This window comes from Lactobacillus kalixensis DSM 16043 (assembly GCF_001434335.1).
In the GTDB taxonomy this organism is placed as follows: domain Bacteria; phylum Bacillota; class Bacilli; order Lactobacillales; family Lactobacillaceae; genus Lactobacillus; species Lactobacillus kalixensis.
The window spans coordinates 47,348-68,355 of record NZ_AZFM01000002.1 but is presented as its reverse complement, the minus strand read 5'-3'; the positions used below and the strand labels follow the sequence as shown (position 1 = coordinate 68,355).

The window sequence follows — 21,008 nt, the reverse complement described above, 5'->3', positions numbered from 1 at the left end:
TGATTAAATACACAGAAGTTATGGTGCGTTATGGTGAACTGTCAACTAAGGGAAAGAATAGAAAAGACTTTATCGGTCGCTTGGCAGGTAATGTTACTAAAGTTTTGAATGATTTCCCTGAAATTGAAATTCATCCACGTCATGATCGGATGCATATTGTTCTTAATGGTGCACCATTTGAAGAAATTGATAAGAGATTAAAGAAAGTATTTGGTATTCAAACATACTCACCTGCAGTTAAGATTCCTAAAACTTTAGAAGATATCGAGAAGACTTCTTTAGAATTAATGAAGGAAACTTTTAAAGAGGGGATGACTTTTAAGGTTAACACTCGTAGAAGTGACCACAAGTTTGAATATGATACTAACCAACTTAATATTATGGTTGGTGACTATTTGTTTGATCATATTGACAACTTGAAAGCTGAAATGAAGCATCCAGATATTGTCTTGAGAATCGAAGTTCGTCAAGATGCAGTATATCTTTCAAACCAACTGATTCATGGTGTAGGTGGGATGCCTGTAGGTACTGCTGGTAAAGCGATTATGATGCTTTCAGGCGGAATTGATTCACCAGTTGCTTCATACCTTGCAATGAAGCGTGGGGTTGACATTGAAATGGTTCACTTCTTCAGTCCTCCATATACTACTGATAAGGCATTGGCTAAAGCTAAGCAATTAACCAGTATTTTGGCAAATTACTGCGGAAAGATTAACTTTATTGCAGTTCCATTTGCTGAAATTCAAGAAACTATTAAGGAAAAATTGCCAGAAGGCTACTTGATGACTATTCAACGCCGCTTTATGTTGCAATTAGCTGATCGTATCCGTGCTCAGCGTGGCGGTCTTGCTATCTTTAACGGTGAATCAGTTGGTCAAGTTGCTTCACAAACTTTGCAATCAATGGTAGCAATTAATGACGTTACGACTACTCCAGTAATTCGTCCCGTTGCAACAATGGATAAGACTGAAATTATTAAACTTGCTGAAGATATCGGTACTTTTGATCTTTCAATTCAACCATTTGAAGATTGTTGTACAATTTTTGCTCCACCACGTCCTAAGACTAAGCCAAAACTTGATAAGGCACGTGAATATGAAGCACGCTTAGATGTTGAAGGTTTAATTGAAAGAGCAATGGCAGGTATTGAAATTACGCCTATTTATCCAAATCAAGAATTCTTAGAAGATCAAGTTCAAGAAGATATGGACTTATTGTAAGAACGATTAGAACTCAAATTTTGATGATTTGAGTTCTTTTTTGTTTGAAAAGAGATTTTGATATAATTTTTATAATATGAGGTGATAATATGCGGATTGATAAATACTTGGCAAATATGAACGTTGGCTCGCGCTCAGAAGTGCACAAATTAATTAAAAAGGGTATTGTTAAGGTCAATGATCAGCTTGTAAAAACGCCAAAAGAGCAAGTGAAAGATAGCGATGAAGTGACTGTTAATAATCAAGTTGTTTCTTATCAGAAGTATCACTATTTTTTACTTAATAAACCTAAAGGAGTACTATCGGCAACTGAAGATCGCAGTCAGGGGACGGTAATTTCGTTATTAAAGCCGCAAGATCAATATCAAGGGTTAGCTCCGGTTGGACGGCTTGATAAGGATACGACTGGTCTTCTTCTTATAACAAATGATGGACAGTTGAATCATAATTTACTAGCTCCTGGTAAACATGTGGCTAAAATATATCGTGCAGAAATTGCTGGTGTAGCTGATGAAGAGACAGTTAAAATTTTTGCATCTGGTATGACATTAGGTGATGGAACAAAATTAAAGCCGGCTAAGTTGAAGATTTTAAAACAAGATAAAGAAGATGATACTTCTGAGATTGAAATTGAAATTAGCGAAGGGAAGTATCATCAAATTAAGCGGATGTTTGGCGCAGTGGGGATGAAGGTAACTACGCTTGATCGCTTGTCGATGGGAAAGTTGACGCTTCCTGAAGATTTGAAGCGTGGGGATTACGTTGAATTAAGTTTAGATCAAGTTGAGAAGATTTAGGTAAGAAATATCAACCTTTTTAGGTAGTAGTTAAAGTATATGAAAAATTTAGAAAAGATAATGCAATCTCAAAATTTTAAACAGTTAATCAAATATATTTTAATTGGCATTTTAGGACTGGTGGTCGATTTTGGGATTTACATTCTACTTACTACTTTTAAAGTAAATGCTGAAATTGCAAACATGATCTCTTCAACTTGCGGCATTATAAATAATTTCATCTGGAATTCGTATGCTAATTTTAAAGTATATGATCGATTATTATTGAGATTTATTTCTTATTTCTTGGTAGGTCAGATTACAACTGTTTTTACAACAGTTTCTCTGTTTGTTTTTGCGACAAAATTAGGATTTCCGCATTTGATTGTAAAAGTTGTAGCAACTTTTATCGCTACGTTGATTCAATTTGTGATTAACAAGGTGATTACTTTTAAAAAAAATGATAGTTCATCATTTAGTTAAATAATTATTGAAAACAAATACTCACTTCAATAATTGCTGGACTCATGCTATAATCATAACCAAAGCAATAATCAAGAGTAATTGACTTCGTTTACAGAGAAAAGCCGTTAAAGCTGAGAGGCCAGAAGCTGATTTGTAGCTTGATTAGCTGATTAACTGAACCTAAGTAGGTTAATCCGGACACTTCAGCGCCGTTATCGCTTATTGAGAGAAGCATTTTGTGCTTAACCATAGGTGGTACCGCGGTTAGTAAATCGTCCTAGACAATATTGTCTAGGACTTTTTTATTGGAGGAAAAATTAATGACAGATTTAGCACCTAAATACAACCCTAATGAGGTTGAAAAAGGTAGATATCAAGAATGGCTTGATGAAGATTTATTCAAGCCTTCAGGTGACAAGAAAGCTCACCCATATTCAATTGTTATCCCACCACCAAATGTTACTGGTAAGTTGCACTTGGGTCACGCATGGAACACTGCAATCCAAGATACTTTGATTCGTTTCAAGAGAATGCAAGGTTACGACACTCTTTACCTTCCTGGTATGGATCACGCCGGAATTGCTACTCAAGCTAAGGTTGAAGCAAAGCTTCGTAAGCAAGGTAAGGACCGTCACGAAATGGGTCGTGAAGCTTTTGTTAAGCAAGTTTGGGACTGGAAAGATGAATACGCATCAATTATCAAGAGTCAATGGGCAAAGATTGGTCTTTCATTGGATTACTCACGTGAAAGATTTACTCTCGATAAGGGTCTTTCAAAGGCTGTAAAAAAGGTTTTCGTACAACTTTACAACGAAGGCTTAATTTACCGTGGTGAATACATTATCAACTGGGATCCAAAATTGGAAACTGCCCTTAGTGATATCGAAGTTATTCACAAGGATGACAAGGGTGCCTTTTACCACATTAAATATCCATTTGCAGATGGTTCAGGATTTGTAGAAATTGCTACTACTCGTCCTGAAACTATGTTTGGTGATACTGCTGTTGCTGTTGCACCAGGGGACCCAAGATACAAGGATATTGTTGGTAAGGAATTAGTATTGCCAATTGTTGGTCGTCATATTCCAATTATCGAAGATCAACACGTTGATCCTGAATTTGGTACTGGTCTTGTTAAGATTACACCAGCTCATGACCCTAACGACTTCCAAGTAGGTAACCGTCATAACTTAGAGCGTATCAACGTTATGAATGATAATGGAACTATGAACGAAGAAGCTGGCAAATATGCTGGTATGGATCGTTTTGAATGTCGTGAAGCTTTAGTTAAGGATCTTAAAGAAGAAGGCTACTTAATTAAGGTTGAACCAATCGTTCACTCAGTAGGTCACTCAGAACGTTCAGGCGTTCAAGTAGAACCAAGACTTTCTAAGCAATGGTTCGTTAAGATGAAGCCACTTGCAGAAAGAGTTCTTGAAAACCAAAAGACTGATGACAAGGTTAACTTTGTTCCAGAAAGATTTGAACATACACTTGAGCAATGGATGAGCAATGTTCATGACTGGGTAATTTCTCGTCAATTATGGTGGGGTCACCGTATTCCAGCTTGGTACAATAAGAAGACTGGTGAAACTTATGTAGGTCTTGAAGCTCCTAAGGATATTGAAAACTGGGAACAGGATCCTGATGTTCTTGATACTTGGTTCTCTAGTGCTCTTTGGCCATTCTCAACTCTTGGTTGGCCAGATGAAGACTCAGAAGACTTCAAGCGTTACTTCCCAACCAATGCTTTAGTTACAGGTTACGACATCATCTTCTTCTGGGTATCAAGAATGATTTTCCAAAGTTTGCACTTTACTGGAAAACGTCCATTTAATGATGTTGTATTGCACGGTTTAATTCGTGACCCTCAAGGTCGTAAGATGAGTAAGTCATTGGGTAACGGTGTTGATCCAATGGATGTTGTTGATGAATACGGTGCTGATGCACTTCGTTGGTTCTTGTTAAATGGTACTGCTCCTGGTCAAGATACTCGTTACGATCCTAAGAAGTTGTCAGCTGCATGGAACTTCATTAACAAGATCTGGAATGCAAGTCGTTTCGTAATCATGAACTTACCAGAAGATGCTAAGCCTGCACACATGCCGGATGCTTCTAAGTTTGATTTAGCAGATAGCTGGATCTTTGACAGATTAAACCACACTGTTAGCGAAGTAACTCGTTTATTTGACGAATACCAATTTGGTGAAGCTGGGCGTGAGCTTTACAACTTCATTTGGAATGACTTCTGTGATTGGTACATCGAAATTTCTAAGGTTGCATTAAATGGTGATGATGAAGAATTAAAGGCAAGAAAGCAAGAAAACTTAATTTGGATTCTTGACCAAATCTTGCGTTTGCTTCACCCAATTATGCCATTTGTAACTGAAAAGTTATGGTTATCAATGCCTCACGAAGGTAAGAGTATCATGGTTGCAAAGTACCCTGAAACTCACAAAGAATTCGAAAACAATGAAGCTGACGATCAAATGGCATTCTTAATCGAAGTTATTAAGGCAGTTAGAAACATTCGTATGGAAGTTAATGCACCAATGTCATCACAAATTGATATCATGATTCAAATTGATGATGAAAAGAATAAGACTGTTTTGGACAACAATGCAGATTATGTTGAAAACTTCTTACACCCTAAGGAATTAACTGTTGGTGCTGATGTTGAAGCTCCTAAGCTTGCTAAGACAGCTGTTATCCCAGGTGCACAAATTTTTGTTCCATTAACCGAATTAGTGAATGTTGATGAAGAACTCGCTAAGATGGAAAAGGAAGAAAAGCGCCTTGAAGATGAAGTTGCTCGCAGCGAAAAGAAGTTATCTAACCAAGGTTTCGTTGCTCACGCTCCAGAAGCAGTCATCAACAAAGAAAAGGACAAGAAGGCTGATTACGAAAGTCAATTAGCTGGTGTTCGTGAAAGAATTGAAGAATTAAAAGAAAGCAAGTAAATTGAAATTTTTAAATGCCCAGGAATTGATTAAATATCTTTATTCTCTACCAGTTCTTCATGAAAAAAGTGATTTAACTTATATCCAAAAAGTCTTAGCGATTTTAGATAATCCGCAAGACAAAGTTAAAACAATTCATGTAACAGGTACTAATGGTAAAGGCTCCACGTCATATTATCTGAGCAACTTGCTCAAAAAGGCTGGTCTAAAAACTGGCCTTTTTGTGTCACCATTTATTCGCAAATTTAATGAACGAATTCAAATTAATGGTCAAGATATTCCTGATGCGGCGTTAGTAAAGATTGCTAATCAAGTTGAAGTAGCGCTTGATAAAATTCGTCAAAATGAACCAGAATTTTCATTAGTTACTTTTGAATATGAAGTTGTTATGGCTTTTCTTTATTTTCATGAAGAAAAATGCGACTATGCAGTTATTGAAGTAGGAATTGGTGGAACGCATGATAAGACTAATGTTATTAAGCCAGAGCTTAGTATCATAACGACTATTGGTCTTGATCATGAACAGATTATCGGACCAACGCTACTTGATATTGCTAAAGAAAAAAGTGGTGTGATTAAAACAGATCGACCCGTTGTTTTAGGAAATGTTCCGACAGAGGTTTTGCCAGTACTTGAGGGAAAAGCTAAAAAAGAAAATTCACCAGTTTATTTGTTGAATCATGATTTTATGATTAAGCAAGATGATAATGGTAGAATTAATTATGCTTTTGGAAAAAGGAAACTTGTTTTTTCTGCCAGACCAAATGTGGAAGCAATCGATATTGGAATTGCGACAACCGCAGTGCTTTTACTAAAAGTTAAGTTGACTGATCAAGAAATTGAACAAACAATTAATGGAACACAAATTCCGGGACGTTATCAAGTTGTACAAAGAAGGCCAACAATTATTTTAGATGGGGCGCATAATATTCAAGCGATGTCTAATTTGCTTGAGTTTATACATCAACATCATTCGACTGGAAAAATTAAAGTTTTGATCACAATGATGAAGGATAAGGATTTAGAACAAGTCTTTTCATTATTTGATAAGAACGATGAAGTAATGTTGACGACGATTCCGTATCCACGGGCTGCTAAAAAAGCTGATTTTCCAAAAGACGTCCAAGAAAAATATCAATATTTCTCGGATTATCAGGCTGCGTTTAAAAAAGCAAAAAACAGTTTAAATGAGAATGACCTTCTTTTAGTAACTGGATCGTTTTATCTAGTTAGCGCTGTATTAAATATGGAGGCTTAATTAATGCGTGTTAAAGGGATAAATAATGATATTCAGGGCATTATTTTTGATATGGATGGGTTATTAATTAACTCAGAAAAATTGTACTGGGATGCTAATATTCAAGCTTCTGAAGAAGAAAATCTTGGCACACCTAAGGATAGTTACCTTAAGCTAGCCGGTGCAACTGTCAAAGAAATGCAAGATTTTTATCATAAGTATTTTAAAACAGAATCTGATCGCGATAAGTTCATTAAAAGAACTGATGATTTAGTTTGGCAGTGGACTGATGAGGGTAAATTGAAATTACAACCTGGTGTGCAAGAGGCACTTGATAAGTTTCAAGCCTTGGGCTTACATATGGCGATTGCTTCAAGTAACTATGAAGATGTGCTTGAACACGCGATTTGGGCAACTGGAATTCGTAATTATTTTGACTTTCATCTGAGTTATTTGGATGTTCAAAAAGGCCATATCAAGCCTAAGCCTGCACCTGATATTTATCTAGCTGCTGCCAAAAAAATGAATATACCTAAAGAAAATATTCTCGTTTTTGAAGATTCTTCAACAGGTGTTGCTGCTGGTGCAAATGCTGGTTTAAAAGTAGTAATGATTCCTGATTTATTACCGCCAACTGAGCAAGATAAAAATAATGCCACAATGATTTGTAAGAATTTTTTTGAATTTCTAGAGAAAATTTAGGGCTATTTTGCGTATTTAGTAATGAGGGGGTTTTAGAAAATGATATTTTCTCAATCTAATCATTACATGATTAATACGGACACAGAACTGCTAGGTAGAGTTTTTAGTCAACTCGAAGGAAAAGGCTATTGTAATTTGAAAGATATTGAAGCTAGAATCAATGATCTTAAGATTTCTTCTTTTACAGATTTGATTAATTATATTTCAGGTCCAGAATGTAATGGTGATTTAGCAGTTGCACTCGAAGAGATGCTAGATCGCTTGCGCTTAACTGAACCGAAAAGAGAGGAAATTCTCACTTCAAGTAGAGAAGTAGGACAGTATCTCTCAAATAAATTAGTCGGACATAAACAGGAAGAATTCTGGGTTTTGTACATTGATAATGGCAATCATATTGTTGCAGAAAAAAGGATTTCTCAAGGAACTTTAGATCGCTCATTCGTTCATCCTCGTGACGTTTTTAGATGGGGTGTATTATTTAATTGTTCAGCTATGATTGCTGTTCATAATCATCCATCTGGTAGATTATGGCCTTCAGAAAGTGATTTTCAGATAACCAAAAATTTACAAGAAAATGCCAAAATGATGAAAATTAATTTTTTAGATCATTTTATTGTTGGGAAGGGCAAATATTTGAGTATGAAGGAAGAAGAAATCTTTTAAATTCTTTAAAATTCGATTGAAAATCTGAATTATCTTTAGTTTATGCTATAATGATTCAAGATTTAGACTGCAACTATTAAGGAGAGATTTTCGTGTTTGGATTAGGATCGAAAAATATTGGTATCGATTTAGGTACCGCCAATACACTTGTTTACATGGAAGGTAAAGGAATTGTTTTAAGAGAGCCTTCTGTTGTAGCAAAAAATACACAAACTGGTGAAGTTATTGCTGTTGGATCAGAAGCCAAGGAAATGATTGGTAGAACTCCAGGTACTATCAGTGCAATTCGTCCAATGAAGGATGGGGTAATTGCTGATTATGATACTACCGCTGCAATGCTTAAATACTTTATGGAAAAGACTGTTGGTAATTCAAAGCCTTCAGTTATGATTTGTGTTCCATCAGGTGTTACTGAAGTTGAAAAGAGAGCTGTCATTGATGCTGCTCGTGTAGCAGGTGCTCGTGAAGCATTCGTAATTGAAGAACCATTTGCAGCAGCTATTGGTGCTGGTCTTCCAGTTATGGATCCAACTGGATCAATGGTTGTTGATATCGGTGGTGGTACTACTGATGTTGCTACTATTTCTCTTGGTGGTATTGTTTCTTCAACTTCAATTAGACAAGCTGGTGACAAGTTTAATAACGCAATTATTAATTACGTTCACTCCAAATTTAACTTGTTAATTGGTGAAAGAACAGCTGAAGACATTAAGATTCAAATTGGTTCAGCTTCTGTTGAAAAGGCTAAGGAAATCGAAGCAATGAACATTCGTGGTCGTGATTTGGTAACTGGTTTGCCTAAGTCAGTTGATATTGAAGCAGTTGATGTTGCGGAAGCAATTCAAGATGTTGTTCAAGATATTATTGTTGCTATCAAGGAAACTTTGGAACAAACTTCACCTGAAATTGCTGCTGATGTTATTGATCACGGTATCGTTTTAACTGGTGGTGGCGCTCTTCTTAAGAACTTGCCAGAAGTAATTTCTGAAGCAACTAAGGTGCCAGTATTTATTGCACAAGATCCACTTGACTGTGTAGCTATTGGTACTGGTGAATCACTTAAAAATATTGAAGTAATGCGTAGAAGTCGTAAATAATTAAAAAGCCGGCTAAAGCCGGTTTTTCTATAGGATCGTTTCTGTATGAAGAAGTTTCTACAAAACAAAAAATTATTAACTACATTTGTTGCTATCGCTCTAGTTTTTATTGTTTTAGCTGGTAGTGTTAGCTTGCGTAATAGAAGAAATAGTCCATTATTTATTCAAAGTTTTGGAAATGACGTTGTAGCCATTGGTTCTAGAATAGTAGATGTTCCAGTTGGCCTTATTTCAGGTGGACTAAATCATGTTAACGACATTCTTAATACTGAACAAGAAAATGACTATTTAAAGCGTCAAGTTACTGATTTAGGACAGACCAAGGCGAGAAATCAAGCGTTAGAAGCTGAAAACAAACAATTAAGGGATGCACTTAAGTTAAAAGATACTTTAACTGGTTATAACTTAATTAATGCCTCAGTAATTTCACGTTCATCAGATACTTGGTCAGACTTATTGGTAATTGATAAAGGCTCTTCTAGCGGTATTAAAAAGAACCAAGCAGTTGTATGTGGAGGAGGGGTTATTGGCCGAATTAATGAAGTCAGTGCTGCTTCTTCAAAGGTTGAATTAATTACTACTAGTGATCGTTCAGCAAATCGTTTTGCAGTTCAAGCTAAAGCAAGTAATGGGAAGAATGTTCATGGTATTATCACTGTTACATCGAACAACAAGTTGGCATTTACACAAGTAGTGGATAGTCAAAAGCTCAAGAAGGGTACCAAAGTTTATACTAGTGGTATGGGTGGTAACTCTCCTAAGGGATTGCTGATCGGTACTGTTGCAGCTACTACTAGAGATTCGTTTGGACTTTCAAACTTGATTCAAATTAATCCAGCTGGGGAAATTAATGATCCATCCGTTGTAACAGTTGTAAGCAGAAAGGTGGCCAATTAATGCGCATTTTTCGAGAATGGGTATTGGCTATTGCGTTATATGTTGCTTTAGTTTTAGATGGGAGCTTAGCTCTTTATTTGCATCAATTTATGAATTATCAAGAGTATGGTGCAAGTAATTGGTTATTGCCGATTGGAATTATGCTAATTGGCCTATTTGACGACACTAATTCTAAAGAAATTTGGCTTGCATTAGGAGCAGGAGTGGTAGCTGATATTTCAACATTAGGAATTATTGGTATTTACACTGTTTTTTTCCCACTTAGTATTTGGGTATGCCAAAAGATTGCTAGATTTTTACCTGAAATTTTTTGGGCAAGATTGATTGTGGTCTTAATTGGGCTTACAATTTTAGATGTTTATAGTTGGGGAATTTTGAATTTAGTCGGTATTATTAATATTTCTTCAAGAGTAATGCTTATCAGCCTTCTATTTAACTTAGGTTGGTCAATTGTGTTCTTTATCTTAACTTATTGGATATGGGGTAATTTAGCACAAAGATATCCATTTTTAGTTGATTTAGATGCTTATAGACAATAAAAAAAGTGTAGGAAAATCTTCCTACACTTTTTTAAAATTCTACGAAAGAACCAACGACTTGGGCTACAATAGCTACTAAAGTAATGATAGCCATTAATAACGCCATGACGATTGTGATGATTTGAAAGACAGACTTTTTCTTTTTTCTTCTTGCCATATCTGAGACCTCCTATTAAAAAAATATTTTATGCTTCTTAATAGTTTTTTTCAATGAAAGAAAAGGTTAGAATAAAAGGAATGGAGGAAAACGATGTTTTTAATAATATTATTACCAGTAATCGGAATACTTGTGGCACTTGTTGTAGATCGAGTTTTTCCGAAGGCACAATTCCGCGGCTCCGACTTTTTGCCTTTCTTTTTTCTGCCAGCTTGCAACATGATTACTAATCAAAAAGGTTGGCCATCTTTTTTGCCATATGGTTTTTTTACCTTTTTTATTTTGGTGGTTCTGTTAACAATTCGGATTTCAGTTAAAGAAAAAAATATTTCATTATTGAAGACCGTCTATGAATTATGGGGATATTTATCACTGTGCTCAGTATTTTGGTTTATTGGGTCACTTGCTATTTTAGTGATGTAAGGCCCCACTGTTAAATAATCAGTTTAAATCCTAGAAGTATCACACTTCTAGGGCTTTTTTTATTTTTTGATAAGTAAATAATTCTAAAAAATATTAAAAAATCTGCTTTTTTTTGGCAAGAGTGTGGTGAGAAGTGGTGAAGTGTGGTAAATTATTCTTGGAAGGAGGGCTAGACCATGTTCATGGGTGAATATCATCACAATTTGGACAGCAAAGGTCGCTTAATTATACCGGCGAAGTTACGCAGTCAAATTGGTGAAAAGATGGTATTTACCAGAGGAATGGAAGGCTGCATTTTCGGCTATACAATTGATACATGGCACGAAATTGAAGCCAAATTAGCGAACCTTCCGTTGACTAAGAGGAATGTACGTAATTTTATGCGTCTGTTTTACTCTGGTGCGATGGAAAGTGATTTTGACAAGCAGGGACGTGTCAATCTGACCAAGACACTGAAAGATCACGCTCAGCTTGAAAAAGAATGTGTCATTGTAGGCGTTTCTAACCGAATTGAAATTTGGTCTCAGAAACATTGGGACGACTTCTGTGAAGGAGCTAACCAAAACTATGATGATATCGCTGAAAATTTGGATGACATTGGACTATAAATTATGGAATTCAAACACACCAGTGTACTCTTACACGAAACTATAGATAATTTGAAACCAAAAGACGGTGGCCTTTATGTAGATGCTACTTTTGGTGGCGGCGGACATGCTAAGTACCTATTGAGTAAAATTAATTCAGGTACGCTGATAGGATTTGATCAAGATGAATATGCAATAAATGCGGCGAAGTTAAACTTCGCTGATTTATTGGCGGAAGATAGTGATCCTAAGTTAAAACTTGTACATGACAACTTTAGCCATCTGAAAGAGGACCTAGTTAAGCTGGGCTATTCGGATGGTATTGATGGAATATATTACGACTTAGGTGTATCTTCGCCTCAATTCGATCAAGCAGATCGTGGCTTTTCATATCGCTATAATGCTCGACTCGATATGAGAATGGATCAAAGTCAAGAACTTGATGCTTACCAATTAGTTAATAACTCAAGCCAAAAGGAGCTAGCTAACATATTATACAAATATGGGGATGAGAAATTTTCTCGCCAGATTGCTCGTGAGATCATCGAAAGACGCAGAGAAAAACCAATTGAAACAACCTTCGATTTGGTTGATGTAATTAAAGCGGCGATTCCTGCATATGCACGAAGGACTGGTGGTCATCCAGCAAAAAAGAGCTTCCAAGCTCTAAGAGTGGCTGTTAATCATGAGCTTGAAGTTTTACAAACTTCGCTCGAAGAAGCGATCGCACTTTTAAAACCGAAAGGTAGAATTAGTGTAATTACTTTTCAGTCTGATGAAGACAAAATCGTCAAAAGGATTTTTAAAAAGTACTCAGAAGTTGAAGTGCCAAGAGGTATTCCGGTTATTCCTGATGATTTAAAACCAACTTTACGGTTAGTAAATCGGAAACCAATTACTGCTTCAACTGTTGAATTAGAAAGTAACAACCGCTCACACAGTGCAAAGTTACGAGTTGCAGAGAAAATATGAAGAGGAAATGATTATGGCTGATAGTTCTGCAAGAAAAATAGCATATGAACCTGACAGACAATCCGAGTCTGTCAAAAGAAAGCGAGCTGTACCTGATTCGCGTAAAGTACGTTGGACTAGGCTAGAAAGAACTTTGGTTATAGTAGGTTCAGTTGTCACAGTTATTATGATGACCTTTCTAGTTTCTTCTAGCAATACTGCGACTTCAACACAACATGAGCTTTCAAATGTAGAACAAAAAATTTCTAACAAAGAAAACAATATTACAAAACTACGTCAAAGAATTGGCGAACTAACATCAAATTCACGTTTGAATAAAATTGCTCGTGCAAATGGTTTGACGTTAAATGACAAAAACATTAGGACAGTTCGCTAATGAAGAATAAAAGTAATTTAAAATTACAAAAATCCAAAGCTCACGGCTACCGCTTCACGGTGGGGAGATGTATCCAACTAGCCGTGGCTTTGGTTTTTCTTGTATTTATAGGCAGATTTTTATATATAGGTATTTCTAAAACCGTTAGTGGTCAAAATTTATCCGCAAGGGTTAAACAGCTTTATCACCGTAATGAAGTAATAAAAGCTAACCGCGGAACGATTTATGACAGAAATGGTTTGGTTATTGCAGAAGATTCACATCTTTACACTATTTACGCTATTCTTGATAAATCATCAATCAATTACAAGAATAAACCTGAATATGTTGTTAACAAAAAAGAGACGGCACGCAAATTAGCTACAGTTTTGCCGATGTCAGAAAAGAAGATTTTGCAGTATTTAACCCCAAAAACTAAAGCTTTCCAAGTACAGTTTGGAGCTGGTGGTAGCGGATTAACCGAAGCACAAAAAGAAAAGATTCAAGCAATGAAATTGCCAGGGATTAAGTTTATGGAAACTCCATCTAGGTTTTATCCTAATGGAACTTTTGCCTCACATGTTGTTGGTTTAGCGCAACCATTGTACAGTAAAAAGACTGGTTCACAGAATCTAGTCGGAACGATGGGACTTGAAGCATGGTTTAATAAGACATTAACTGGAAAAGATGGTTATCGAATTTCTTCAGTTGATGCCCAAGAAAACCAATCACCAAATTCACCACAAATCTTTAAAGATGCCCAAAATGGTAACAATCTTTATTTGACACTAGATTCACAGTTGCAAAGTTTACTTGAAGAACGATTGAGTTTTGTTCAGAAGACTTATAATCCAGTTAGCATGACGGCAGTTGTTGAAGATATGAAAACTGGTAAAATTTTAGCTGCTTCTCAACGACCAACTTTTAACCCTCAAACTAAAAAGGGCTTAACTAAGTCGTTTAGAAACATTTTGGTTCAAGATACATACGAACCAGGTTCAGTTTTCAAAATTTTAACTTTAGCTGCAGCACAAAATAGTGGCAATTATCATCCTAACCAGTACTACAATTCTGGTTCCGTTTCAGTTGGTGGGGCGACTATCTATGATTGGAACAAGTCTGGTTGGGGCAGTATTCCACTGTCTCAAGCTTTCCCGAGATCAAGTAATGTTGGTTTCATTAAAATTGAACAAACTATGGGTGCAAAGACTTGGCGAAAATATTTGAAGCGTTTTAGAATTGGCGAAAAGACAGGTGTTACTCTCCCAGGTGAACAACCAGGCTTACTTGCATTTAATAATGTGACTGATCAAGCGGTAACGAGTTTTGGTCAAGGCGTTAATGTTAACGTAATGCAAATGATGCAAGCTTTTAGCAGCTTAGGTAACAACGGTCAGATGGTTAAGCCACAATTTGTTGAGAAGCAAACTGACGATTCTGGAAAAACGATCAAAAATTATAAAGTTGAAAAAGTTGGTAAGCCTGTTTATGACGTAAATACGCGCAAGGTTTTGATTGAAAATATGAAGCGGGTTCTAAATAAGCAAATTGGGACTGGCTACTCTTATAAGATGTCAGGTATTCCTTTAGGTGTTAAAACTGGTACCGCTCAAATTGCAAAACCTAAAGGTGGTGGATATTTAACAGGTGATAGCAACTATATCTTCTCAGTAGTCGGTGTAACACCAACCAAGAATCCACGTTATTGTGTTTACTTAACTATGAAACAACCTCGACAAATGAGTGCACCTGCTGAAAAGATTTTAGCTTCAATTTTTAAGCCAGTGATGCGCAGAGTTGTAACTATGTCTAAGAGCGAAAATCAACCAAGTACAATAATTTCAGTACCTAATTTTAAAAATTCAACTTATCAAGCTGCTTCTAATAAAGCAACTAATCTTGGATTAAAGTTAGTAAAGCTTGGTGAAGGAAAGAATGTTCTTGCTCAAGGAGTAAGTAAAGGTCAGAAGTTATCACAAGGGTCAAAAATCTATGTTTTAACTTCAGGTAAAATCGCGTGTCCAGATATGAGGGGCTGGTCCTTAGAAGATTTACGCCAATTTAGCAGCTTAACGGGAGTTAAATTAAATATTAAAGGTTCTGGTACCGTTAAGACACAAAGTGTTAAGAAGGGTACAATAATTAAAGCGGGTAAAAAGATAACAATACAATTAAAGGAGTAAAAAAATGAACAACATGCTGATTAGCATTATTGCATTAGTTAGTTCATTAGCACTAACTGCAATTTTTCTACCTTGGCTGATTATTTTTATGAGAAGCCATCACGAAGGTCAAGAAATTAGAGATGAGGGTCCAAAATGGCACCAAAAGAAATCTGGTACACCTACTATGGGTGGAACAATCTTTGTTCTAGCAGCAGCCATCTCAACTATTTGGGTTTTAGCTTGGCAAGGTAATATTAATAAAACCGTCTGGATTTTGGTAATTTCCCTTTTAGGATACGGAGTTATTGGATTTTTAGATGACGGTATCAAGCTGTTTTATAAACGTAACTTAGGATTGAGAGCATGGCAGAAGCTTGCTTTGCAAATTATAATTGCGATTGTAATTGTTTTAATTGCAAATAGTGATAACTTTAAATTTGCTTTATATATTCCATTTTTAGGTGTTGTCACTAGCGTTGTTTTATTTACTATCTTTATTATCTTTTGGTTAGTAGGCTTTTCAAACGCAGTCAACTTATCGGATGGACTTGATGGTTTAGCAACTGGCTTGTCAATTGTCGCCTATGGTACATATGCTTACATTGCTTATAAACAAAATAATCTTGCTATTTTAGTATTTTGTATGAGTATTATTGGTGGATTGATTTCCTTCTTCATTTTCAATCACAAACCAGCTAAGATCTTCATGGGTGATGCGGGCTCACTTGCCTTAGGTGGGGGGCTTGCAGCAGTAAGTATCTTCTTAAATAGACCTTGGTCATTATTATTGATTGGGATTGTTTTTGTTTGTGAGACTACTAGTGTCATCTTACAGGTTATTTCATTCCAAACAACGGGTAAGAGAATCTTTAAAATGACACCAATTCATCACCACTTCGAAATGTTAGGGTGGAGTGAATGGAAAGTTGATATTGTCTTTTGGATTGTTGGATTAATTGGAAGTATCTTGTATTTATGTATTTGGGGATAAAATAAAAAATGAAGCAAATTGATACTTATAAAGATAAAAATATTTTAGTTTTAGGTTTAGGTAAAAGTGGTTTTGCAGTAAGTGAATTGCTTTTGCAGTTAGGTGCTAAATTAACTTTAAATGATAAAGCTGATCTGGATAAAAATGAGAGAGCTCAAGAACTAAAGAAACAAGGTGTACGCGTAATTGGTGGTCATCACCCCGTTGAACTTCTTGAGCAAGAGCATTTTGATTATTTTGTTAAAAATCCTGGGATTCCTTATGAAAATCCGATGGTCAAAAAAGCAGAAGAGTTAGAAATTCCAATTATTACCGAACCTGAAATTGCTTTAAGTGTCAGTGAAGCTCCATATGTTTGTGTGACTGGTTCAAATGGTAAGACTACTACAGTAATGCTTACACAAAGAATTCTAGATCACCATTTACAAAAGTCTGGTCACCATGCTTATGCAGTAGGTAACATTGGTGTGCCAATTTCAGAAGTAGTTACTAAAGCTACTAAAGATGATATTTTAGTTGTCGAAATTTCGAGTTTTCAATTACTAGGCGTAACTGATATTGATCCTAAAGTTGCTGCGATTGTTGATATTTATCACAATGTTCACATTGATTACCACAAAACTTTCGAAAACTATGTTAATGCGAAGTTAAATGTAACTAGATTCCAAAATGATCAAGATTACTTTATTGCGAACTTTGATCAAAAAGATATCTTGAAAAAAGAAGAAAGTTTAACAAAAGCAAAAATTCAAACTTTTTCTGAAAAAGATTCAAGTGCTGATTACTATATTGGTGATGAATATCTTGAACACAAGGGCGAAAAGATTATGAAGATCGATGACATTAAGTTGCCAGGTATTCATAATCAACAAAATTGCTTAGTTGCAATTGCGATTTCAAAAATAATGGGTGCTGAAAATGATGACATTCAAGCTGTTTTAAGCACCTTTGCTGGTGCAAAGCATCGTTTGCAATATGTGATGACTTTAGACGATCGTAAAGTTTACAACGATTCTAAATCAACTAATATTGAAGCTGCTTCAGTTGCCATCCCATCGTTCAAACAACCAGAGGTTTTAATTGCTGGTGGACTTGATCGTGGTTTTACCTTTGATGTTCTGGTACCATTATTTAAGAAGCATGTTAAGGCAATTGTATTATATGGTGAAACAAAATATTTATTAGCTGATGCTGCAAGAAAAGCCGGAATCAAGGATATTGTTATTGAAAACACCTTGCAAGAAGCTGTTCCAAAAGCTTATGAATTAACTGATCCAGGCGATGTTTTACTATTTTCACCAGCATGTGCGTCATGGGATCAATTTAGAACTTTTGAAGAACGTGGCGACTATTTTGTAAACTTTGTAAAGGAAATTAAGACTAAGTAAAATGAGAGTTATTTTCACTGGTGGCGGTACAGGTGGCCACATTTATCCAATTATGGCAATTATCGAGCGTCTTAAGGAACGTAAGATTTGTACAGATGATGAAATTTTATTTGTTGGTACAGAAAAGGGCTTAGAATCAAAAATTGTTCCAGCAGCTGGAGTTAATTTTAAAACTATTGAGATTCAAGGCTTTAATAGAAAGCACCCTTTAAAGAATTTTGAAACAATTGAGTTATTCTTTAAAGCAACTAAGAGGGCTAAACAAATCTTAGCCGATTTTAAGCCAGATGTTGTTTTAGGTACTGGTGGTTATGTATCTGGAGCAATGGTTTATGAAGCAGCTAAAATGCATATTCCAACAATGATTCACGAATCTAACTCTGTGGTAGGCTTAGCTAACAAGTTTTTGGGTCACTATGTTGATAAAATTTGCTATACTTTTGATGACGCTGCAAAACAATTTTCTGAAAAGAAAAAATTAGTTAAAACTGGTAACCCACGTTCACAACAAGTTTTAGGTTTAAATAATAAAAAGATTGACTTAAAAGAAAAGTGGAATTTAAATCCGGACATGCCAACTGTTTTAGTATTTGGTGGCTCTCGCGGTGCATTAGCAATTAATCGAATTATGCTTAAGTCCATTATGGAATTTAAAAAGAAACCATATCAAATTATTTGGGCTACAGGTACTTACTACTATGATGCTGTCGAAAAGAAGCTCGAAAATGCTAAAATTGGTGACAATGTTAAAGTACTTCCATATATTGAAGATATGCCAGCACTTCTACCTGAAATGACTTGTGTTGTTTCAAGATCTGGTGCAACAAGTATCGCAGAGTTTACTGCATTAGGTGTACCTGTAATCTTGATTCCTAGTCCTAATGTAACTCATAATCACCAAATGAAGAATGCATTAGATTTGGAAAAGGCTGGTGCAGCATTAGTTTTGCCAGAAAATGATTTGAACCCTAATAATTTTGTATCATCCATTGATCATATTTTGTTGGATGAAAAGTATGCTAAACAAATGTCTGCAGCTTCTAAGTCTTTGGGCGTACCTGATGCGTCAGATCAAGTGATTAAAGTGATGCAAGAAATAGCTAAATAGGAAGTAGGTGAGGCAGTTGCCAAAGAAAAAAGTGACCAAAATTGATCCTCGTAAAGAACTTTCTCCATATTTGAATCACCAAATTAATCAAAATAAGACTCGTAAGAAGGAAGCTAAAAAGAAGGTTTCTGCCTCGCTATCTATGCTCCATCTTGAACGAAGAAAATCACTTCTTAAAGGTGCAGGCTCCATTATTGGAGTTTCGCTTTTAGCAATTATTGGGCTTGGCTATTATATTTCGCCTTTGGCAAATGTTAGTAGCGTACAAGTTAAAGGAGCAACTGATATTCCTGCAGAAATTGTGGTGAAAAATTCAGGAATTAAAGCCAGCGATCGGGTACTTGATTATAAATTTCATCAAAAAACTATCAGCAATGAATTAGCAAAGAAATATCCAGAGGTAAAAAATGTTAGTGTCGATATTTCTCATTTAAATCGGGTAGTTTTGAATGTTCACGAGCATTCAACTATTGCTTATGTTAGAGAAGGCAAGGTTTATCGTAAGATTTTGTCGGATGGAAACATTGGAAGACGAAAACTACGTTGGTCGGAAATTGATCAATCAAAACCTCTTTTTATAGGCTATAACCAGGAAACCTCGTTTAAAGATGATTTAAAGCTATTTGATAGTCTTCCAGCTGATTTTAGAGATCAGGTAAAAGTTTTAAGTGGTAGTACTAAGAGAAAGTCACAAATCATATTAGTCATGAAAGATGGCAATTTAGTTGTCGGAAATCTTTCAACTTTTAAAGAAAAAATCAAGTACTATAACGAAATTAGAGCTAAAGCTGGCAAAAATAGTCTTATAGATTTAGAAGTGGGTGCTTTTAGCAGACCGTTAACCGCTTCAGAAAAGAAAGCATATGGCATATCTTAGCTGTCTTAAGTGAAAATTTATGTTAAAATTTCTTCAGGGCAAATATTAATGGGGGCTTAATTTTGGATAATACAAACATTTTGGTGGGTTTGGACATAGGTACCACCAGCATAAAGGCGGTCGTGGCCGATGAAGGTAAGGTTATTGGCGCAGTTACCACTTCAAGTAGAGGTATGCGCCATGGAAGCATTGTAGATATTGAGCAAACAGCTGCTTCAATTAGTCATGCCTTACAAGAAGTGGCCGAAAAGACCAATTCAAATATTTATCAAGTAATTACCGGTATTCCAGTAGGGTTATTACAACTTGAAAATGCTGCTGGGATTGTAAGCATTGCTGATAACGGCAAGGAAATTGGTAATGCAGAGGTTAAACGTGTAGTTCAAGCAGCAATTAAGTCTGCTGTCAAAGATGATCGAGATCCAATCGCATTTTTACCAAGTGGTTTTTCAATTGATGGTAAAAATACAGTGGATGATCCACGCAATATGATTGCTCACAGTTTAGCTGTTAGAGGCGTTCTTTTAACAGCACCAAGTAGTGAACTTCATAATATTAATCGTGCAATTGAACGAGCAGGCTATAAGAATAGTTTCTTTGTTCCAACACCACTTGCTATTGCTAGTGTTGCACTTGATGAAGGTGAAAGAACTTTTGGTTCAATTATTTTAGACCTTGGCGGCGGTACAACGACAGCAACAGTTATTCGTGATGGACAAATTCAGTATGCTAATGTTGATGCAGAAGGTGGTACTGACATTAGTAATGATATTTCAGTGGTTTTAAGCGTTTCAAAGAAGGATGCTGAACAATTAAAGCTAGATTACGGCTTTGCTGATCCTAAATTAGCCTCCAAAAATGATAAGTTTGCTATAAATAGTGTTGGCTCAGAAGGTCAACAAATGATTGATGAAGTATACTTAAGTGAGATCATTAATGCCCGTATCATGCAGATTCTTAATCGAATTGGTAAAGGATTGGCTAGAACAAACTCATTAAAAGTTCCCGGAGGAATTATAATTACTGGTGGAACTAGCTTACTCCAAGGTATTGATGGAATCGTTGCTAATACTTTGAACATTAAAGCCCGCATTTATCAACCAGATCAAATGGGGATGCGGAATCCAAGTTACGCTGCGGCATATGGAATTGCAAATTATGTTTATCGCATGTCTGATATAGATTTTCTTGTTACTAATTCAATTTATGGAAATAGTTTTTCAGGAAAAGTTGAACCTACTAGTTCAGAAAATAACAAAAATTTGAAAAGAACTGAAAGTTCTAATGAAACTCGGACTGAAGAAGCATATAATAATAGTAACGTGGCTAGAAAATCAGAGTCTAGCAAAGTAGAAAATAAAAAAGAAAGCAAAACAGGAAGTTTGAAAGACTTCTTTAAGAAATTCTTTGACTAAAGGTGGTTTAATTA

Annotated in this window: 21 protein-coding genes; 20 read left to right on the top strand and 1 reads right to left on the bottom strand. The window is 35.7% G+C overall.

Going from position 1 to position 21,008, the window contains the following annotated elements; all coding sequences use genetic code 11:
- Positions 1–2: 2 nt before the first annotated feature.
- From thiI to mreD, 10 genes are all read left to right on the top strand, one after another.
- A complete protein-coding gene (gene thiI, locus FC46_RS01080) occupies positions 3–1,220 on the top strand; it encodes a tRNA uracil 4-sulfurtransferase ThiI (protein ID WP_057797242.1) in 1,218 nt (405 codons plus the stop codon).
- 89 nt (positions 1,221–1,309) lie between these two features.
- Positions 1,310–2,017 (top strand): pseudouridine synthase, encoded by a 708-nt coding sequence (locus FC46_RS01075; protein WP_057797200.1) that lies wholly within the window; start codon positions 1,310–1,312, stop codon positions 2,015–2,017.
- A 39-nt stretch (positions 2,018–2,056) separates the two neighbouring features.
- Positions 2,057–2,479 carry a GtrA family protein gene (locus FC46_RS01070; RefSeq protein ID WP_057797199.1) on the top strand — a complete coding sequence of 141 codons (423 nt, stop codon included), beginning with the start codon at positions 2,057–2,059 and terminating at the stop codon, positions 2,477–2,479.
- 302 nt (positions 2,480–2,781) lie between these two features.
- Positions 2,782–5,421 carry a valine--tRNA ligase gene (locus FC46_RS01065; protein ID WP_057797198.1) on the top strand — a complete coding sequence of 880 codons (2,640 nt, stop codon included), beginning with the start codon at positions 2,782–2,784 and terminating at the stop codon, positions 5,419–5,421.
- A gap of 1 nt (position 5,422) precedes the next feature.
- On the top strand, positions 5,423–6,679 hold the full coding sequence (locus FC46_RS01060) for a bifunctional folylpolyglutamate synthase/dihydrofolate synthase (RefSeq protein WP_057797197.1): 1,257 nt from the start codon (positions 5,423–5,425) through the stop codon (positions 6,677–6,679).
- A 3-nt stretch (positions 6,680–6,682) separates the two neighbouring features.
- Positions 6,683–7,360: an HAD family hydrolase gene (locus FC46_RS01055; RefSeq protein WP_057797196.1), complete on the top strand. Its 678-nt coding sequence runs from the start codon at positions 6,683–6,685 to the stop codon at positions 7,358–7,360.
- 39 nt (positions 7,361–7,399) lie between these two features.
- Entirely contained in the window at positions 7,400–8,023 is a 624-nt protein-coding gene (locus tag FC46_RS01050) for a JAB domain-containing protein (protein WP_057797195.1), read from the top strand.
- A gap of 92 nt (positions 8,024–8,115) precedes the next feature.
- Complete coding sequence (locus FC46_RS01045; protein ID WP_057797194.1) at positions 8,116–9,120, top strand: rod shape-determining protein; 1,005 nt, start codon at positions 8,116–8,118, stop codon at positions 9,118–9,120.
- 45 nt (positions 9,121–9,165) lie between these two features.
- Positions 9,166–10,017 (top strand): rod shape-determining protein MreC, encoded by an 852-nt coding sequence (mreC, locus tag FC46_RS01040; RefSeq protein ID WP_057797193.1) that lies wholly within the window; start codon positions 9,166–9,168, stop codon positions 10,015–10,017.
- Complete coding sequence (gene mreD / locus FC46_RS01035) at positions 10,017–10,556, top strand: rod shape-determining protein MreD (RefSeq protein WP_057797192.1); 540 nt, start codon at positions 10,017–10,019, stop codon at positions 10,554–10,556. The genes mreC and mreD overlap by 1 nt, the downstream gene beginning before the upstream one ends.
- A 31-nt stretch (positions 10,557–10,587) precedes the next feature.
- On the opposite strand, the gene FC46_RS09985 is transcribed toward mreD, so the two are convergent.
- A complete protein-coding gene (locus FC46_RS09985; RefSeq protein ID WP_083477996.1) occupies positions 10,588–10,713 on the bottom strand; it encodes a DUF4044 domain-containing protein in 126 nt (41 codons plus the stop codon).
- A gap of 93 nt (positions 10,714–10,806) precedes the next feature.
- Here FC46_RS09985 and FC46_RS01030 point away from each other — a divergent pair, with 93 nt between their 5' ends.
- The 10 genes from FC46_RS01030 to ftsA all read left to right on the top strand — a co-directional run bounded on the left by FC46_RS01030 (position 10,807) and on the right by ftsA (position 20,994).
- On the top strand, positions 10,807–11,136 hold the full coding sequence (locus FC46_RS01030; protein WP_057797191.1) for a DUF3397 family protein: 330 nt from the start codon (positions 10,807–10,809) through the stop codon (positions 11,134–11,136).
- A 176-nt stretch (positions 11,137–11,312) separates the two neighbouring features.
- Positions 11,313–11,744, top strand: coding sequence for a division/cell wall cluster transcriptional repressor MraZ (gene mraZ / locus FC46_RS01025; RefSeq protein ID WP_057797190.1), 432 nt, complete (start codon positions 11,313–11,315; stop codon positions 11,742–11,744).
- 3 nt (positions 11,745–11,747) lie between these two features.
- Entirely contained in the window at positions 11,748–12,695 is a 948-nt protein-coding gene (gene rsmH, locus FC46_RS01020) for a 16S rRNA (cytosine(1402)-N(4))-methyltransferase RsmH (protein ID WP_057797189.1), read from the top strand.
- A 13-nt stretch (positions 12,696–12,708) separates the two neighbouring features.
- Positions 12,709–13,071 carry a cell division protein FtsL gene (gene ftsL, locus FC46_RS01015; RefSeq protein WP_057797188.1) on the top strand — a complete coding sequence of 121 codons (363 nt, stop codon included), beginning with the start codon at positions 12,709–12,711 and terminating at the stop codon, positions 13,069–13,071.
- Positions 13,071–15,233 (top strand): penicillin-binding protein, encoded by a 2,163-nt coding sequence (locus FC46_RS01010; RefSeq protein WP_057797187.1) that lies wholly within the window; start codon positions 13,071–13,073, stop codon positions 15,231–15,233. The genes ftsL and FC46_RS01010 overlap by 1 nt, the downstream gene beginning before the upstream one ends.
- Before the next feature lie 4 nt (positions 15,234–15,237).
- Positions 15,238–16,206: a phospho-N-acetylmuramoyl-pentapeptide-transferase gene (mraY, locus tag FC46_RS01005; RefSeq protein ID WP_057797186.1), complete on the top strand. Its 969-nt coding sequence runs from the start codon at positions 15,238–15,240 to the stop codon at positions 16,204–16,206.
- Positions 16,207–16,214: 8 nt separating this feature from the next.
- Positions 16,215–17,594, top strand: coding sequence for a UDP-N-acetylmuramoyl-L-alanine--D-glutamate ligase (gene murD / locus FC46_RS01000; protein WP_057797185.1), 1,380 nt, complete (start codon positions 16,215–16,217; stop codon positions 17,592–17,594).
- 1 nt (position 17,595) lies between these two features.
- A complete protein-coding gene (gene murG, locus FC46_RS00995; protein ID WP_057797184.1) occupies positions 17,596–18,702 on the top strand; it encodes an undecaprenyldiphospho-muramoylpentapeptide beta-N-acetylglucosaminyltransferase in 1,107 nt (368 codons plus the stop codon).
- Between the two features lie 16 nt (positions 18,703–18,718).
- Positions 18,719–19,579 (top strand): cell division protein FtsQ/DivIB, encoded by an 861-nt coding sequence (locus FC46_RS00990; protein ID WP_057797183.1) that lies wholly within the window; start codon positions 18,719–18,721, stop codon positions 19,577–19,579.
- 62 nt (positions 19,580–19,641) lie between these two features.
- Entirely contained in the window at positions 19,642–20,994 is a 1,353-nt protein-coding gene (ftsA, locus tag FC46_RS00985; RefSeq protein WP_057797182.1) for a cell division protein FtsA, read from the top strand.
- Positions 20,995–21,008: the final 14 nt, after the last annotated feature.

Excerpts from the sequence above, each read along its gene's own strand:
- FC46_RS01055 (WP_057797196.1), top strand. The coding sequence starts at position 6,683 with ATGCGTGTTAAAGGGATAAATAATGATATTCAGGGCATTATTTTTGAT.
- mraZ (WP_057797190.1), top strand. The coding sequence starts at position 11,313 with ATGTTCATGGGTGAATATCATCACAATTTGGACAGCAAAGGTCGCTTA.
- FC46_RS01070 (WP_057797199.1), top strand. The coding sequence starts at position 2,057 with ATGAAAAATTTAGAAAAGATAATGCAATCTCAAAATTTTAAACAGTTA.
- murD (WP_057797185.1), top strand. The coding sequence starts at position 16,215 with ATGAAGCAAATTGATACTTATAAAGATAAAAATATTTTAGTTTTAGGT.
- FC46_RS01075 (WP_057797200.1), top strand. The coding sequence starts at position 1,310 with ATGCGGATTGATAAATACTTGGCAAATATGAACGTTGGCTCGCGCTCA.
- mreC (WP_057797193.1), top strand. The coding sequence starts at position 9,166 with ATGAAGAAGTTTCTACAAAACAAAAAATTATTAACTACATTTGTTGCT.
- mraY (WP_057797186.1), top strand. The coding sequence starts at position 15,238 with ATGAACAACATGCTGATTAGCATTATTGCATTAGTTAGTTCATTAGCA.
- murG (WP_057797184.1), top strand. The coding sequence starts at position 17,596 with ATGAGAGTTATTTTCACTGGTGGCGGTACAGGTGGCCACATTTATCCA.
- FC46_RS09985 (WP_083477996.1), bottom strand. The coding sequence starts at position 10,713 with ATGGCAAGAAGAAAAAAGAAAAAGTCTGTCTTTCAAATCATCACAATC.
- rsmH (WP_057797189.1), top strand. The coding sequence starts at position 11,748 with ATGGAATTCAAACACACCAGTGTACTCTTACACGAAACTATAGATAAT.
- FC46_RS01030 (WP_057797191.1), top strand. The coding sequence starts at position 10,807 with ATGTTTTTAATAATATTATTACCAGTAATCGGAATACTTGTGGCACTT.
- mreD (WP_057797192.1), top strand. The coding sequence starts at position 10,017 with ATGCGCATTTTTCGAGAATGGGTATTGGCTATTGCGTTATATGTTGCT.
- FC46_RS01010 (WP_057797187.1), top strand. The coding sequence starts at position 13,071 with ATGAAGAATAAAAGTAATTTAAAATTACAAAAATCCAAAGCTCACGGC.
- FC46_RS01065 (WP_057797198.1), top strand. The coding sequence starts at position 2,782 with ATGACAGATTTAGCACCTAAATACAACCCTAATGAGGTTGAAAAAGGT.
- FC46_RS01050 (WP_057797195.1), top strand. The coding sequence starts at position 7,400 with ATGATATTTTCTCAATCTAATCATTACATGATTAATACGGACACAGAA.
- ftsL (WP_057797188.1), top strand. The coding sequence starts at position 12,709 with ATGGCTGATAGTTCTGCAAGAAAAATAGCATATGAACCTGACAGACAA.